The organism is Teredinibacter franksiae (assembly GCF_014218805.1).
GTDB classification, from domain to species: Bacteria; Pseudomonadota; Gammaproteobacteria; order Pseudomonadales; family Cellvibrionaceae; genus Teredinibacter; species Teredinibacter franksiae.
On record NZ_JACJUV010000001.1, the window covers coordinates 3,540,371 to 3,555,978 of the forward strand.

12 protein-coding genes are annotated in these 15,608 nt (G+C 51.1%); 1 reads left to right on the top strand and 11 read right to left on the bottom strand.

Annotated elements, in window-relative coordinates; all coding sequences use genetic code 11:
• Positions 1-272: 272 nt before the first annotated feature.
• From ubiB to ubiE, 3 genes are all read right to left on the bottom strand, one after another.
• The gene (gene ubiB / locus H5336_RS15040; RefSeq protein WP_185235077.1) at positions 273-1,910 is read right to left on the bottom strand and encodes a ubiquinone biosynthesis regulatory protein kinase UbiB; all 1,638 of its coding nucleotides are present in this window, start codon (positions 1,908-1,910) and stop codon (positions 273-275) included.
• 69 nt (positions 1,911-1,979) lie between these two features.
• Positions 1,980-2,612 carry a ubiquinone biosynthesis accessory factor UbiJ gene (locus H5336_RS15045; protein ID WP_185235078.1) on the bottom strand — a complete coding sequence of 211 codons (633 nt, stop codon included), beginning with the start codon at positions 2,610-2,612 and terminating at the stop codon, positions 1,980-1,982.
• A gap of 200 nt (positions 2,613-2,812) precedes the next feature.
• Positions 2,813-3,562, bottom strand: coding sequence for a bifunctional demethylmenaquinone methyltransferase/2-methoxy-6-polyprenyl-1,4-benzoquinol methylase UbiE (ubiE, locus tag H5336_RS15050; protein ID WP_185235079.1), 750 nt, complete (start codon positions 3,560-3,562; stop codon positions 2,813-2,815).
• A 117-nt stretch (positions 3,563-3,679) separates the two neighbouring features.
• On the opposite strand from ubiE, the gene H5336_RS15055 reads away from it, so the two are divergent.
• Complete coding sequence (locus H5336_RS15055; RefSeq protein WP_185235080.1) at positions 3,680-4,855, top strand: glycosyltransferase; 1,176 nt, start codon at positions 3,680-3,682, stop codon at positions 4,853-4,855.
• A 22-nt stretch (positions 4,856-4,877) separates the two neighbouring features.
• Here H5336_RS15055 and H5336_RS15060 read toward each other — a convergent pair whose 3' ends face one another.
• The 8 genes from H5336_RS15060 to H5336_RS15095 all read right to left on the bottom strand — a co-directional run bounded on the left by H5336_RS15060 (position 4,878) and on the right by H5336_RS15095 (position 15,564).
• Positions 4,878-5,246, bottom strand: a complete 369-nt coding sequence (locus tag H5336_RS15060; RefSeq protein ID WP_185235081.1) for a gamma-butyrobetaine hydroxylase family protein — start codon at positions 5,244-5,246, stop codon at positions 4,878-4,880.
• Between the two features lie 6 nt (positions 5,247-5,252).
• Complete coding sequence (gene hslU, locus H5336_RS15065; protein ID WP_185235082.1) at positions 5,253-6,569, bottom strand: ATP-dependent protease ATPase subunit HslU; 1,317 nt, start codon at positions 6,567-6,569, stop codon at positions 5,253-5,255.
• Positions 6,570-6,617: 48 nt separating this feature from the next.
• Positions 6,618-7,157 carry an ATP-dependent protease subunit HslV gene (gene hslV / locus H5336_RS15070; RefSeq protein ID WP_185235083.1) on the bottom strand — a complete coding sequence of 180 codons (540 nt, stop codon included), beginning with the start codon at positions 7,155-7,157 and terminating at the stop codon, positions 6,618-6,620.
• A gap of 69 nt (positions 7,158-7,226) precedes the next feature.
• Positions 7,227-7,685 carry an SPOR domain-containing protein gene (locus tag H5336_RS15075; RefSeq protein ID WP_246439106.1) on the bottom strand — a complete coding sequence of 153 codons (459 nt, stop codon included), beginning with the start codon at positions 7,683-7,685 and terminating at the stop codon, positions 7,227-7,229.
• A 298-nt stretch (positions 7,686-7,983) separates the two neighbouring features.
• Positions 7,984-9,798, bottom strand: coding sequence for a carboxypeptidase regulatory-like domain-containing protein (locus H5336_RS15080; RefSeq protein ID WP_185235085.1), 1,815 nt, complete (start codon positions 9,796-9,798; stop codon positions 7,984-7,986).
• Positions 9,799-9,982: 184 nt separating this feature from the next.
• A complete protein-coding gene (locus tag H5336_RS15085; protein ID WP_185235086.1) occupies positions 9,983-12,160 on the bottom strand; it encodes a primosomal protein N' in 2,178 nt (725 codons plus the stop codon).
• Between the two features lie 391 nt (positions 12,161-12,551).
• Positions 12,552-12,764, bottom strand: a complete 213-nt coding sequence (rpmE, locus tag H5336_RS15090; RefSeq protein WP_185235087.1) for a 50S ribosomal protein L31 — start codon at positions 12,762-12,764, stop codon at positions 12,552-12,554.
• Positions 12,765-12,921: 157 nt separating this feature from the next.
• On the bottom strand, positions 12,922-15,564 hold the full coding sequence (locus tag H5336_RS15095; RefSeq protein WP_185235088.1) for a penicillin-binding protein 1A: 2,643 nt from the start codon (positions 15,562-15,564) through the stop codon (positions 12,922-12,924).
• Positions 15,565-15,608 lie beyond the last annotated feature (44 nt).

A 15,608-nucleotide genomic window follows, 5' to 3' on the forward strand; every position in this document is an offset into this window, starting at 1 on the left:
CCCGTTATACAATATAAGGCCAAGTAGGTGGCTACGCTGACGTATATCAAGACCTGCTTAAGCGCAGAAAAGGTTGAGGCCATGTCGGCAGTTGAAGGTAAAACGGAAGGTTAGGCGTGTGCCAAAACAAATGAATTTCCGCCTCGGTAACGGCTCTTACATTACTCTATTAAGTTGAATCTATTTAACCGTGCGCGGGAATGACTAAGCCGCAGGGATGGCGGAGTCGAGGTCATAGAAAGAAGGAGGGCAGTGATGACAAAAAACGAAAATCATCTCACCACTAATGCCGCTACCCCGATACCCATTAACACAAGGGCCTCTATAGAAACCGAAGCCAAAGCCGGAACCCCGCCAACGGCCATTAAAGACCCAGCACCCAAGCACCCAAGCCCAGCGAGCCGGGCAAACAGGCCTCCAGCCCGCTTGCGAGAGCGGCCTTGAGCGGTCTTCAAGGCCACGCTGGCGGCTTTAAGCTCCGGTGCAACCTTTGCTAATTCTTTAACTTCAGAAATGGTATCAAAAATTAAATGCGGTACCTGTGGAAACTTTTCCATCCATTCAGGTGCGTGGTACTTAAAATCTTGCCACAGGGTTTTAGGGTGAAAACGCTCACGCACCCAGCGTTCCAAGTAGGGGTGAGCGGTATCCCACAGGTCTAGTTCGGGGTACAGCTGGCGACCCAACCCTTCTATATTCAATAAAGTCTTTTGCAGCAGTACCAATTGTGGTTGTACCGGCATTTGGTAGCGTTGGGCGGTTTTAAATAAAGATATGAGTGCTTCGCCGAAGGAAATTTCAACCAGTGGTTTTTCGAATATGGGTTCGCATACGGAGCGTATAGCCGATTCAAAACCGGCGATGGAGGTGTTGCGCGGTACCCAGCCGCTGAGTACGTGTAACTCGGCTACTTGGCGGTAGTCGCGGCGAAACATGGCGAGCAGATTGCGGGCGAGGTAGTACTGGTCTTCGCGGGTGAGGGTGCCCACTATGGCCATGTCTACGGCCATGTAGCTGGGGTTTTGTGGGTTTTCTTTGGAAACGAATACGTTGCCGGGGTGCATGTCGGCGTGAAAAAAGTTGTGCTCAAACACCTGGGTAAAAAAAACTTCTACACCGCGTTCGGCTAGCAGCTTCAGGTTGTAGTCGTGTTTTTTTAGGTTTTCAACGTCAGTTACGGCGTGGCCGTATATGCGCTCCAGTACCAGTACGTTGCCGGTGCTGTAGTCCCAGTGTACTTCGGGTATATACAGCATGTTGGATTTTTCGAAGTTACGCCGCAGTTGCGAGGCGTTGGCACCTTCGCGGGCGAGGTCTAGTTCGTCGAATATGGTTTCTCGGTAATCGTCTACCACCTGCACGGGGCGCAGTCGTTTGCCTTCGCTGGTGAACTTTTCGACCAGTTGGGCAATAAAGCGTAGTAGCTGGGTGTCTTTTTCAATGATAGGTTCGAGGTTGGGGCGAACCACTTTTACTACCACGTTTTCGCCGCTGTGCAATACGGCTGTGTGCACTTGTGCCACCGAGGCGGAGGCCAGTGGTTGTTTGTCGAATTCTTTGAACAGGTTGTCGACGGTGTCTTTAAGTTCGCGCTCAACAATATCAATAAAGGTGTTGCTATCGAAGGGGGCCACGTTGTCTTGCAGGTGGTCTAGCTCTTCGACTATGTCGGGCGGTAATAAATCGGGGCGGGTGGACAGTAGTTGTCCGAATTTTACAAAAATAGGACCCAACTCTTCGCACGCGTGGCGAATACGTTTGCCGCGATTTTCTTTTGGGGTGGGGTAGAGTTTATAAAGTAACAGCAGGAGTTTGAGTGTGCGTGGGCTGTAGTCGGGGTGCACGAGCTCGTCTAGCCGGTAAAGGCCAATGGTGTGCAGTATTTTGAGTAGTCGAAAAAATTTTCCCACGGTGCCTTTTACCTGTTGTTACCTATTTTTATCTGGATTTTCTGGGGCTGTGTGTTTTTTGTTTTTGGTTTATTGCTGTTTTTTAACGGCGCCAAGGTGATTTATTTTGGCTTCCAGTCGGTCTGTTTGCTGGCGTATGCGGTCTACCGCTTCGCTGTAGTTGTTGAGTTCCGTTTGGGCGGGTATGGCCCGCAACTCTTCGGTGAGGAATTCATTGATAAAGCGCGGTGCGCGTTGGCTTCTACTGCGAAGCCAGTCGAGCGCTGCGTTGCCCGCCAGTGCCAGTTGATGTGCGGGCAGGTCGCCAATGACTGATGAGAGCGCGTCTTCCCAGTCGATATCTACATCGTTAAAAATATATTGGTATTGCTCTAGGAGGCCAACGTGCCCAGAAACCGTCACGCCACTGTTGGCTAGGCTGGAGTTTGAGCTGAATACCAGCCCGATAACGCTCAATAGTTTACCTTCGAGTGTTGTGGTGGCTTCTAATTCCGGGTGGGCGCTGAGCTGCAGTTGGTCTTCGGCAACGGAGAGTTGCAGGAAAAGCGCTGGCTGGCTGGTGTGGATGTTTAGGTGCTTACCGGAGAGCGCGCGGAGTTTGGTGCGCGTACCTGGGTCGTAGGTTAGTGCGGCATTAATGGCCGCTTCCAGCGACATCGCCATTGCCGTCGCTAGGGTTGGATCTTGAGTGTCAGCTAACACTATTTGAACCATCTTTGTTGAAGGTTAAGGTGGGCAACAGCTGATACCGGTGCGGGCTTGCGCTGAAATAGTACGGCTAGTGGTTGCATGTTGTTCTCTTCGATGGGTAAAACCCCTTCCTTTGCTTTTGAGTTAGCACTACTTCTGTCGCTCGCTCAATCACATCACTATAGGAAAAATAAGGCGAGTGCTGGTAGGCCCTAGGCTTTTATGCCTTTGTGCAGAGCAACTACGCCGCCGGTCATGTTGTAGTACTTACATTCGGCAAACCCGGTGTTCTCCATCATGCCTTTAAGGGTGTCTTGATCGGGGTGCATACGAATACTTTCGGCCAAGTAGCGGTAGCTCTCGGCATCGCTGGTAACTAGCTTACCCATGAGTGGCAGCAGCCTGAATGAATAGGTGTCGTAGGCTTTTTCTAACAGCTTATTTTGCGGTTTGGAAAACTCTAGCACCAGCAGGCGCCCGCCGGGTTTGAGTACACGTAGCATGGCCGCCAATGCGAGGTCTTTGTCGGTAACGTTGCGCAGGCCAAAGGCAATGGTGATGCAGTCGAAGCTGTTGTCGGGGAAGGGTAAATACTGGGCGTCGGCCTGAGTGTACTGTACATTGCCGACAATACCTTTGTCGGTCAGTTTATCGCGCCCTACTTTGAGCATGGAATCGTTAATATCAGCCAGTACTACTTTACCTTCTGGGCCTACAATGCGGGCGAATTTGGCGGTTAGGTCGCCAGTGCCGCCGGCTATGTCGAGTACGGTGTTACCGGTGCGCACGCCCGAGAGTTCAATGGTGAACTTCTTCCATACACGGTGAATGCCGCCAGACATCAGGTCGTTCATTAAATCGTAACGGAAGGCCACTGAGTGGAATACATCCGCTACGCGGTCTGCCTTCTCTTCCTTGCGGACCGTTTGGTATCCAAAATGTGTGGTATTATCGTCTGCCATTTTTTTGTCCTCTCAAGGCCCGCAATTGTAGCGCAAAATGTAGGTTTGCTGGTGTTTTCTGTGCAGGGTTGAATTAATAGAGGTGGCCCTCCCTATGCCTATCACTCACTGTTCCGTATGAAATCTCTATTTGCTCGATTCCGAGTTTTAGGCCACGCCCTCGATAGTTTCTGGCATCGCAATCGCTGCTTATTGAATGTGCGCGGCTACTGGCGCTATCGCAAGTGGAAACAGCAACAGTGCTGGGTACTGGCAGCTGACAAGCCGCTGGTTATCTTCGATTTTTCTGACAGCCTGATTGATGGTCCTCAGGGGCGGCGTTTCTATACCCTGTTTATGTTTTTTGTGCGCGCGGGCTATTTTCCTGTGTTGGTGGATAACTACCGTTTTCTCTCAACGATTAAGAAGCGCCACAAGGCTTTTTGTTTGGATGAAAGTTTTGCGTTGTCTCCTGCGAAGCGAAAAACGCATTTACCCTATGTTCTGGTTACCGATTTTGCCCGGCCACGTCTATTTACCAAGCATGTAAACGCTGAGCAAAAAGTTGTACAGCTGGATTTTCGCTCAGATTACTCTCCAGCCGAGGAGGGTTTTCCTATGCCGTTTCCTATGTTTTCGGGTATCTATCGCTCTGGTCAAGATAGCGATGCGCTGCTGAGTAACTTGCGTAAGCAAAAGCGAGATTGGTCGGTGTTTTTTGGCGGTGATGCGGCGTTGGGGAAATACAGTAAAAACACCATTGTTGATATTTATAAAAAAATACCCCGTGCGACAGCCTTGGCTTGTTTACGGGAAAATTTGCCGAGTGAATTCTGGGTAGAGCCTAAGTCCCAGCCGGAACTCGAGGCTAATATGCAGTTAGGTGTAGACGGCGTGCTCTGCGTCAGTACCCGTTACTGTAAGCTGGCTGTCCATGACTGGTTAAATACGGTTGCTCGTACGCGATTTTTCCTTGCACTGCCTGGTGTGCGTTACCCTATGTCGCACAATTTAATTGAAGCGATGGCTGTGGGAACGGTACCTATTACCGAATATCCAGAGTTGTTTTTCCCTTCGTTGCAGCATGGTAAAAACTGTTTGGTGTATAGCAGTGAGCAATCACTGGTTGAGGTGGTACAGCAGGCTAATGTAATGACGGAGGGCGAGTGGGCTGAACTTGCCAGTGGGGCGGTTGAATATTATCAGCAGTATTTACACCCGGTAACGACAATTGAGCGACTGTTGCACGGTGAGAATAAGGTTGTGCGGTTGCGGTTGTTGCCATTTTTAAAAGCGGGCGGGGGGTTTGCTTAAAATTTTGTGATTTCAGCTTACGTTATTTTGGGTCAATCCATTTCACGGAGCTAATCTGAGATTCTTCCACCTTTTGTAAATACTCCGCCCACTTCTGTTCTTGTTGGGTGCCTAGCTCGTACAAATATTGCCAGGCGTATATGCCAGAGTCATGACCATCACTGAAGATTAATTTAATGGCGTAATGGCCTTGTGGCTCTATTCCTGTAATGGCAACATTTTGTTTGTTTAGCTGTAAAACCTCTTCGCCGGGGCCATGGCCTTTTACTTCTGCGGAGGGTGAGTAAACCCGTAAATATTCGGCGGGCAACTGAAAAGTCTCGTTATCAAACGAGACTTCTAGTAAGCAGGATTTACGGTGGAGCTTTATGGCGCTAGGTGTTTTGCTCATGGGCTTCTACAGAATATACCGACTCAAGTCTTCATTCTTGGCGAGTTCGCCCAGTTGTTCATCAACGAATGCCGCGTCTATGGTTATGTTGGTGTCGGCAGCGTCGGTTTCAAACGAGATGTCTTCCAGTAATTTCTCTAGTACCGTATGCAGGCGGCGGGCGCCAATATTTTCGGTGCTTTCGTTTACGTGGTAGGCGGTTTCGGCAATTCGGCGAATGCCATCTTCAGAGAAGCTGATATTGGAGCCCTCGGTGGCCAGTAGCGCCTGGTGCTGCTCGGTTAGAGAAGCGTCTGGTTCGGTAAGAATGCGTTCAAAATCTTCGGGCGTGAGGGCTTCCAGTTCTACCCGTATGGGCAACCGACCTTGTAATTCAGGAATAAGGTCTGAGGGTTTTGAAACGTGGAACGCACCGGAGGCAATAAACAGAATATGGTCGGTTTTTATCATGCCGTGCTTGGTGCTTACCGTGCAGCCTTCGATTAAGGGCAGTAGGTCGCGTTGTACACCTTCGCGCGATACATCGGCTCCCGAGGCGCCTTCACGCTTGGCCACTTTATCGATTTCATCCAGAAATACGATGCCAGTCTGTTCGGCGGCTTCTATAGCCTGCGTTTTTAGTTCTTCTTCATTAACCAGTTTTGCGGCTTCTTCATCGGTAAGTTTTTTGAATGCTTTTTTTACTGGCACTTTTACTTTTTTAGTTTTGCCGGTATTGAGGTTAGAAAACATGTTTTGTAGCTGGCTGGTCATGTCTTCCATGCCGGGTGGCGACATGATTTCTACACCAACAGAGGCCGTAGAAACATCTATTTCAATTTCTTTGTCGTCTAGCTCGCCTTCGCGCAGTTTTTTGCGGAATATTTGTCGTGTACTGGATTCGTGGGTTTGCTCTTCGCCAGTACGAGCCGGGGCCAGAAGGGCATCTAAAATGCGTTCCTCAGCGGCTTCCATGGCACGGTGTTGGCACTTGGTCATTTCCTGTTCGCGGAAAAGTTTAATGGAGCGGTCTACTAAATCGCGAATAATGGATTCCACATCCCGCCCAACATAGCCGACTTCGGTAAATTTGGTCGCTTCAACTTTAATGAACGGGGCGTTTGCGAGCTTAGCTAGGCGGCGAGCAATTTCTGTTTTACCGACGCCGGTGGGGCCAATCATTAAAATATTTTTGGGCGTAATTTCGTTGCGTAATTCTTCGTTCAGCTGCATGCGCCGCCAACGGTTACGCAAAGCGATGGCAACAGCTTTTTTTGCTGCGCCTTGGCCAACAATATGTTTGTCCAGCTCGTGGACGATTTCGCGGGGAGTCATTTGAGACATGGAATAACCTTAATGCGTCTGAGTGGCACTGGAGTGGAGCTGAGCCACTCAGTACTCCAATTGTTCGATGGTGAAATTGTGGTTGGTGTACACGCAAATATCGCCTGCAATGGCCAGGCCTTTTTCAACAATTTCAGCAGCAGAGAGTTCGGTGTTGCCAAGTAGGGCTCGCGCTGCAGACTGGGCAAAGGCACCGCCGGAGCCAATAGCGATTAAATCCTCTTCTGGCTGGATAACGTCTCCGTTACCGGTAATGATCAGTGAGGCGTCTTTGTCTGCGACGGCTAGCAGCGCTTCTAGCTTGCGCAGAGCGCGGTCGGTACGCCAGTCTTTTGCCAGCTCAACGGCGGCACGAACCAGCTGGCCCCCGTGGCTTTCGAGTTTTGTTTCGAAGCGTTCAAATAGGGTAAAGGCGTCTGCAGTGCCGCCGGCAAATCCAGCCAGTACTTGGTCTTTGTAAAGGCGTCGCACCTTGCGTGCGTTACCTTTCATTATGGTGTTGCCGAGGGAAACCTGACCGTCACCGCCGATAACAACCTGGTTGCCTCGACGTACGGAGAGGATAGTGGTTCCGCGATACTGTTCCACTGGAAGTCCTTAAATCAATTCGGTAAGAACCTGAGAGGTGGGGGCTAGTCGGGGTTTTTCAAGTTGCGATTATTCCGCTGTTCGTTTGAGAACCAGCGCTTCGTAACGGTTAGCGACCAGCGTTGCGCGGGCTGTTTCGCGCTGTGAGCGTGATAGGAACGGACCCACCAAAACGCGGTGCCAGGTTTCGCCGTTGCGAATACGTGCTTTTTCGATTTGTGCCTCAAGATTGAGCAGGATTAGCTCAACTTTTAGCTGTTCGGCATCGTCGGCGTTTTTAAATGATGCGACCTGCAGAATGTATTCCTCTGCTGGGCTTTGCTCCGGAGATTTGCTGGAGCTGGGCTCTTCTTCCATGAAGTCTGGAATATTGACCTTGGTTTCTTTAAGGATATCGTAAAAATCGAATCGAGGCTGGGTTGTCTCGGGCTCTTTGGTTTTTTTCTTTGGGGTTTGGCTGGTAGCTGTGGTGTCCCGTTTAGCTATTTTCTGTACGGGGTCCATTTCAGATAAGCGCATGAGGAACATGACAAATGCTCCGAGTATACAGCCGGTAAAAAGCCATACCCATGCGGGTACGCGCGGTTCGTTTTGCTTGGTGGTGCGCTTGGGCATGGTTTTAGAGTACAGCGTTTGTATTGTTGTGGTGTGTTAGTTGGCGCGTGAGAATGAGAGCGGCTCTCTGCGTGTTATATGTGGCTAGGTTTTCGGGTGCATTAAGGGGCAGCTTACTTCCCTAGCCATTGATAAATGCGTGAAGGACGTGCTGCAGCGGATAAAATACTGGCGTAGAGGGTTAATTCTACGCCAGCGGGTCGCGTTTTAGCTAGCGCAAACCGTTGTCGCAGCCTGAATCGCTTACCCAGTTATTTTTGGGTATCACGACACCTTGTAAGTCGTTATCCACAACAATATCGAATACATGCCAGCATTCACTTACGGTGCCTCCACGTGGGGAGAAAACAAAGCTATTTCCCTGCGCGTTGACCTCCACTCGGGCAGGTGAGTTGGCTATCGTTCCTGTACCGGCGTATAGTTTAACAAAAAATTCGTAGGTGCCAGGAAGCGGGAAGGCTTGCAGTGTGGTGACTTCGGGCCCGAAGCTGGTGACATCGTCCACATCTAAGAACATGGTGATACCGTTTACGGTGACTATCTTATTGTTGAAGAATACATGAAAGCGCGCTGCACCTTCTGATTCGGGGCCAAACAGCTGCGAGTCCAAATCGACTGGATTAATACCCCAGGTGAGGGTAATAACGGTTGTTGAAATATCCAGTAGAATACATTCATTAAGGACAAGTACGCCCTCTGTTGTGGTTGCTTCAGCGGTTTGGCTGCGAGTGTTCATCAGTCCGTAAACTAGAATGTCTGACTCGGGCTTTGCCGGTATTAAAAAATTACCGTTTGCGTCGCTGGTGCCGTAAGTTAGGCCAATATAATCTTGCCCCTGTGTGATTATTTGCGCGCCTGCTACGAAGTTACCCTGTAAATCAATTAGGCAGCCACTGACAGTGGCTCCGGAGGGGTAGGGCTGTCCGACGCTGTATACATTCGACAAGCTGGAAACAGTTGATCGGTATAAGTAGGTGACACCCTCAAACACGAGGCGGCTTATTTGTGAGTCACCCCAAGTGCCGGTAGTTTCATCGAATGCATATAGAGTATTAATAATAAGCTGGGTTTCCCCGTTGATTATCGATTCTTTTGCTCTTTGAGCAACTGGAACAGACACTACGGCGTTTACGCTGGGGGCCAGAGAAAGTGCATTGTCAGCGGAATCTTTTAATACAAAGGAGATTGCTCCGTGGGTTTCGAAGTGCCCACCAGCGCTAAGCTCGTAGTGCCCGGGCAGGCTTCTTGGTTCTGAACTGCCATCGAGCAGGGTGATTTCTGCTGTCACATCACCGGTTGGGGCTGCACCGCTGGCAGTAACAAGGCCATTTGCGGGAACGCTTAGAACGGTTACTCCATTCAATACAAAATCCATAACGTCTGATGGCGATGCGGTTTTGGCTCTATCGATTCGGGATAAAAAGATGCTCTGTTCGAAAATGGGGCGCTGGGCGGTTATCGTAACAATGGCTGAATAGGGCGCGTAGCCGTCTGCTCGAACGCTTAGCACCATTCTATCGCCTATTGTTACGTTTTCGAGGCTGTAGCTGCCGTCGCTACCGGAGGTGATGTTGGCCAGTTCGCCGGCGGCATGGGTGACGCGAATGGTCGCTGCTGGAATGGCAGAGTCGGAGACAAAGTCTTTAATATACCCGCTTAGTGACGGGCCGCCACATTCGAGGTCGGCGGTTCTATTCACCGTAATTTCAGTTTGCGCCGACGGTGTAAAGAAGCAAGATTCTCCTTCAGGAACGGATACTATGCGGGCTATTACTTCTTCGGCACTGGAAACGCCGGAGACAGTTTGGCTGCCATCGCCACTAAAGGTCAGGTTTAGCTCACCAATACTGAGAACGACCGTACCACTGGTGCCGGTTACAGAAACGGTAATGTTTCGCTCCGTTGCCACGCCACCGTTACCACCGCCCGATATGTTCGGGTTGTCGGCTGGTGCGCCGCCGCAGGAGGCGAGCAGCAATGTGAGCAAAATCGTTATCGGCCTAACTATTGAACAGTGAGTAAACATGTAGTGTTCCCTTATTTGACTGGGGGCTCTCAGTTAGATTTTGAATGATGACTATATAATATAACAGCAGATTTGCAATTTTTTGCATATTTATCACGAATTTAGCGTCGTTTCTTAGAGCAAAAAGGTAAGTTGGCCAATTTTTTTAGTTGTACCTCATTTTAGTCGTGTTTTTGCTGCCAGTTTATTCCACGCCATCGACATCCAATGACCAACGTGTACGTTTGGCTATGGCGTGATCGGACAGTGTGGCTGTGACCTGACTCAATAGGCGATTTAACTGCTTCCTGTTGGTGCTGGTTAATTGCAGTTGATACCGATACCGGTCCTGTACTTTTTCAACCAGTGCTGGGAATGGGCCCAGAGACGTGAAAGTGGGTGATGCGGGAAATGTTTGTTGGCATAGCCTTCGGGCCAGTTCTAGCAGTTCTATGGCGTTTTCGGGGCGTTTGGACTCGGCTCTGAATATGGCCAGCTGGGTGTAGGGGGGAAGGTTGGCGTTTCTTCTTTCGCTAAGCAATTGCCGCGCAAAGGGGTGGTAGCCTTTTTGTAGTAATAGTTCGAGAATCGGGTGATCGGGGGTGTGGCTTTGAATAATGACCTTGCCCTTGCGTTCGCCCCTGCCTGCGCGCCCAGCAACCTGAACAATCAGCTGGCCGAGCTTTTCTATGCCTCTGAAGTCGGCGCTTTGTAGTCCTTGATCGCCATCCACGATGACCACTAGAGTAATATTGGGTAGGTGGTGACCTTTGGCTAGCATCTGAGTGCCAACGGCGATACAGGGGGCACCATCGCGCAGCCGCTGAAGCGCTTCGGCAAATGCCCCTTTCTTGCTGGTGGAATCTCGGTCGATTCTGATTACGGGCCAGTGTTTAAACTGGTTTGCGAGTACTTCTTCTGTTTGTTCGGTGCCCAACCCTCTATGCATAAGCTCTGGGCTTCGACATTTGGGGCAGTGCTTGGGGACGGCTTTCTGACGGTCGCAGTGGTGGCAGCGAAGGTGACGTGGGTGCGCATGCAGGGTTAGCTTGGCGTCGCAACTTTGGCAGGCGGCTGTCCAGCCACAATGGTGGCATAGCAGCGCGGGCGCGTAACCTCGTCGGTTTACAAACACCATAACTTGCTCGCCGGCGTTCAGGGTGTGGCCTATTTGCTCCATTGTGGTTGGGCTAAGGCCTGCGATCAGTCGCTGGTTGCGTAGGTCTTGAACCTCCAAGCTGGGGAGTTGAGTGGCACCAACGCGCTGGGTCAATCGCAGGTGCTGGTAGCGCGCCTGCAAACCATTGTTCAGGGTTTCCAGTGAGGGGGTGGCGGAGCCGAGCAGAATCGGAATGTTGTTCTGCTTTGCGCGATAGATGGATAAGTCTCTGGCGGAATAGCGGAAGCTGTCCTGTTGTTTAAAAGAGGCATCATGTTCTTCATCAATGATAATAATGCCCAGCCTTTTCATTGGGCATAGGGACGCTAGGCGTGTGCCTATCACGATTTGGGCGCTGCCATCGCGGGCTGCACACCAGTTGCCTTCCCGTTCGGTTTCACTGGTATTGGAATGCAGCTCCACTACTTCTGCGTTAAACCTGTCCCGGAATCGGGACACTGTTTGCGGGGTAAGGCCGATCTCGGGAACTAATATCAGTGCTTGCATGCCCGCCTGAATAACTCTGGCAACGGCCTGTAGATAGATTTCTGTTTTTCCGCTACCGGTTATGCCTTCGAGCAGATAGCAGCTGAACTGGTGGTAGCGAATGACTTCAAGGGCCGCCGTTTGCTGCTCATTCAGTGTCAGTGGCGACGCCGATAAGAGTGTCGTAGGTGGTTGGCTAGGTAGAGCCGATTGGGCTTGCTCTATGAGGCCTTTTCCCTGCAGTGTTTTTACCGTGGCAGGGTTGATCTTCAGCCTTTTTAGGTCGCTCTTCGATAGCTGCTGATGGACAAGTAGTGCCTGATGCAGTTTTTGTTGGTTGGGCGCGCGTTTAAGTGCGTTTTCTGGTAGCCCTTTGCCTTCTGTTGAGTGTTGCCAAAATATCGGCTTTTGTTCTGGCAGCCCTTCGCGCAGGCGTTTTGGTAGCGTTAGGTTCAGCACTTCGCCTAAAGGATAAACGTAGTAAATTGCCCCCCAATGGCAGAGGTTCATTAATTCTTGCGGTATACAGGCCTGCTCATCGAGTACGGCCTTTACCGGTTTGAGTTTTTCTAAAGGGAAGTCTGAGTGTTGTTTTGTTCTTATACATACACCTACCAGCTCCCTGTGATTGAACGAGACCCTAACGCGCGTGCCGGGTTGAACAACCTGCTCGGGAGCGAGGTAATCGAACTGGGCGTACAGGTGGACCGGTAGAGCAACTTCGAGAATGTTGGGCATTTACAGGGTGTGCTGTTCAAAATGGTGGCAGGGGTGGCGTTTTGAGGCCGAATTATAAGTGCGACGGTAGTTTAAATCATGCCCTTGAGGAATTCAGTAGTGCAGTGTACACGAGTGGCACGGCGGTGTGATTTAGGTTCGGGGCCTGGAGCACACTCAACAATAGATACCCGCGTTCGCAGGTATAGTCGAGTTTTGGGTCTCAATTGAGCATTATGTAATACCGGTACCAGACGAGGATAGTGTTAGTACGAGTGGTTAAAGTTATTCCGGGTTGCTTGGGAAGGGGGCGCAAATAAATAACCCCGCGGATAAGCGGGGTTATTTTGTGCTGCGTTTTCAAGGCTATAGGGCCTCAAGCAGCGAGGTGCTAATGGGAGTAAGTCGTTACTCAGCTACCAGCACGACGCGTAAAGCGCTTGTTGAATCGGTCTATTCGGCCGCCGCTATCTAGGGTCTTCTGCTTGCCGGTGTAGAACGGGTGGCACTCGGAGCACACATCGAGGTGGATGTCTTTTGCCAGAGTCGAGCGAGTTTTGATGGTGTTACCACAGCTACAGCTAGCTGTAATATCTTCATATTTGGGTTGAATAGCTTCTTGCATGTTAGCCTCCGGCCTATTGGCCTTCTGTGTACCGCCACTTGATCTTGTGCCAGGCACGGTACCGCATTATGAGAGTCGAACTGGCTGGAATTTGGGCCGCCAATTACGGATCGCGCATACTACCAGAAACGTTGGCCAGCGCAAGTGTTGCGGTTCCCTAGAATATATCTTCGGTTATGCGCTCTTCGTTTTCATAAGGTGAATTTATAGTGGAGCTGTTGGCGGTCTCCTGGGGAGCGTTTTCACTCCTAAAGTATTCGAAAACGGCATCGGGGTCGCCGGGCTTGGCTCGTTCGCCGGTTTCGGGGTCTATTCGTACGGTTACAATTCCTGGGGGCTGGACTCTGCGGGTTTCTGGCCGGCCTTTTAGTGCTGTTTCCATAAATTCAATCCAAATCGGCAGAGCCGCGCGGCCACCGTATTCAGATCTACCCAGGGGGGTGTTCTGATCGAAGCCAACCCACGTGGTTGCTACCACGTCGCCGTTGTAGCCTGAGAACCAGGCGTCTACCTGGTCGTTGGTGGTGCCGGTTTTACCGGCTATGTCGGATCGGCCCAAGGATTTGGCGCGAGTACCTGTGCCGCGACGTATGACATCTTTGAGCATGGAATCAATGAGATAGGACACTCGATCGTCCAGTACTTTTTCGGCGCGCGGGTAGTCTTGTGGTTCCAGTATACCGAGTAGGCTTTTTATACTGAACGGCAGTTCGAAAGGGTCGCCTTGTAGGTCGTAGCTTCCGGCGTCAGCAAGGCTGTCGAGGGTTTGGTGGGGCTCCTCTAAGCTTTGCGTGCCGTCAGCGGATGCGCCAAGGGCGGGTGTATTTGTCGTCGGTGGCTGCTCACAGGGATCGCAAACCGTTGCTGGCAGTGACTCATATACGCGTTTGCCATCGTTGTCGAGAATACGTTCAATGAGATAGGGTTGAACTTGATAGCCGCCGTTGGCGAGAACCGCGTACCCCGTTGCAACGCTAACGGGGGTTAGGCCGTGGCTGCCTAGCGCTAGGGTGAGGTCGTGCGATAGCTCTTTCTCGTTAAAACCGTATCGACTCATACCGCGAATGGTATTACCGATACCGACTTCGCGGAGGACACGGATGGACACAAGGTTTCGTGAGCGGTACAAGGCCTCCCGCAGGCGCATGGGCCCAAGAAACTTGCCATCGGAGTTTTTCGGGCGCCAGGTGTCTTCAAGGGTTTCGTCGAAAAAATCTATGGGGGCATCGTTAATAATGCTCGCGGGCGTCATGCCGTTTTCAAGGGCGGCGGTGTAAACAAATGGCTTGAAATTTGAGCCGGGCTGGCGTTCTGCCTGAGTGGCTCGGTTGAAGTGGCTCTGGCGGAAATCGAACCCGCCAACGAGGGAGAGAATGGCCCCATTTTGTGGCTTCAGGGCTACCAGTGCCGCTTGCGCCGTGGGCACTTGGCTTAAGGCGTAAGTATCTTTTTCCTCGTCGTAAGCCAGCCTGATTACGTCGCCAACACTAACGATGTTCGATGCGGTTTTAGGCGCTGCGCCCACCACATTTTCGTTAATATGGGGTTTTGCTGTTGAGAGTCCTTGCTCCCAGGTTATTTCAACGGTTTGGCCGGATGCAAGCAGGGCAATAAAAGATTGTTCACGAATTAGCGCTACAGCAGCGGGCAGCAGGTTGCCGTATATGGGGATGGCGCTTAGTGAACTCTGCCATGCTTCGGCTAGGGGTTGGAAGTTGATGTCGGTTGCTGTCGCGGACTCTTCGTCATTGGTGTCGGTTTGGGCGGGCGTGGCCTGTGGGCCGCTATCTTTATCTCCCGGCATTTCCGCTAGCAGCGTTAAAGTTTGTTCTGGGCCACGAAAGCCATGACGTGCATCGTAGGTACGCAAGCCGTTAACAACGGCGTGGTGCGCGCTATTTTGCATTTCACTGTCAATGGTGGTGTATACCCTATAGCCCTCGGTGTATGCCTCCAGACCAAATAATTCAATTGCCTTGGAACGTGCCATTTCAGAGATGTAGGGTGCTTGCACGTCAACGTTGCTACCGTGGTATTGCGCGGTAACGGGTTCGATAATGGCTAGGTCGTGGGCGGATTGATCTATTTTTTCTAGGGAAAGCATGCGGCCGAGAATCCAGTTGCGTCGCTGGAGTGCCCGGGAAGGGTTGGCAATAGGGTTCATTGTTGAAGGGCCCTTGGGGAGGCCCGCCAGCATGGCAAATTGAGCTAGACTTAACTGATTTAATGGTTTGCCGTAATACACCTGACTTGCCGCGTGAATACCGTATGCACGATTCCCCAAAAAAATGATATTAACGTACAGCTCTAGAATTTCTTCTTTGCTGAGTTCCTGCTCTATGCGGAGTGCAAGCAGGATTTCGTTGAATTTTCGAGCGAAGGTTTTTCGGCGAGAAAGGTAATAGTTGCGGGCGACTTGCATGGTGATCGTGCTACCCCCGGAGGCCCTGCGGCCGGTGAGTATCAGCTGTGTTGCTGCTCTCGCTAGGCCTTTAATTGAAACACCGTGGTGCTCAAAAAAGTCGTCGTCTTCAGCGGCTAGTAAGGCATCGATATAGGTTGTAGGTATGTTCTCGAACCTAATTGGGGTGCGTCGTTTTTCGCCAAACTCGGCCATCAGCTTGCCATCAGCGGAATATACCCTGAGCGGGGTTTGCAGTTTTACCTCTCGAAGGCTACCGACGGACGGAAGTTGGGGGCTGAGATACAGGTACATACCGGCCAGCAGGCATAGTGCGCTGCCGGTGCCTGCGAGTATAAGCCAAAGAGTGGCAACGATAATCGGTTTTTTAGAGGTCATTTAGCTATTGTAAAACTGAATAAGGGGTAGGTTGGTGACATGTT

What these genes read in the sequence shown, in the direction of transcription:
- rpmE (WP_185235087.1), bottom strand. Translation starts at nt 12,764, where the DNA reads ATGCAAGAAGCTATTCAACCCAAATATGAAGATATTACAGCTAGCTGT.
- H5336_RS15095 (WP_185235088.1), bottom strand. Translation starts at nt 15,564, where the DNA reads ATGACCTCTAAAAAACCGATTATCGTTGCCACTCTTTGGCTTATACTC.
- hslU (WP_185235082.1), bottom strand. Translation starts at nt 6,569, where the DNA reads ATGTCTCAAATGACTCCCCGCGAAATCGTCCACGAGCTGGACAAACAT.
- ubiE (WP_185235079.1), bottom strand. Translation starts at nt 3,562, where the DNA reads ATGGCAGACGATAATACCACACATTTTGGATACCAAACGGTCCGCAAG.
- H5336_RS15055 (WP_185235080.1), top strand. Translation starts at nt 3,680, where the DNA reads ATGAAATCTCTATTTGCTCGATTCCGAGTTTTAGGCCACGCCCTCGAT.
- H5336_RS15075 (WP_246439106.1), bottom strand. Translation starts at nt 7,685, where the DNA reads ATGTTCCTCATGCGCTTATCTGAAATGGACCCCGTACAGAAAATAGCT.
- H5336_RS15080 (WP_185235085.1), bottom strand. Translation starts at nt 9,798, where the DNA reads ATGTTTACTCACTGTTCAATAGTTAGGCCGATAACGATTTTGCTCACA.
- H5336_RS15060 (WP_185235081.1), bottom strand. Translation starts at nt 5,246, where the DNA reads ATGAGCAAAACACCTAGCGCCATAAAGCTCCACCGTAAATCCTGCTTA.
- H5336_RS15085 (WP_185235086.1), bottom strand. Translation starts at nt 12,160, where the DNA reads ATGCCCAACATTCTCGAAGTTGCTCTACCGGTCCACCTGTACGCCCAG.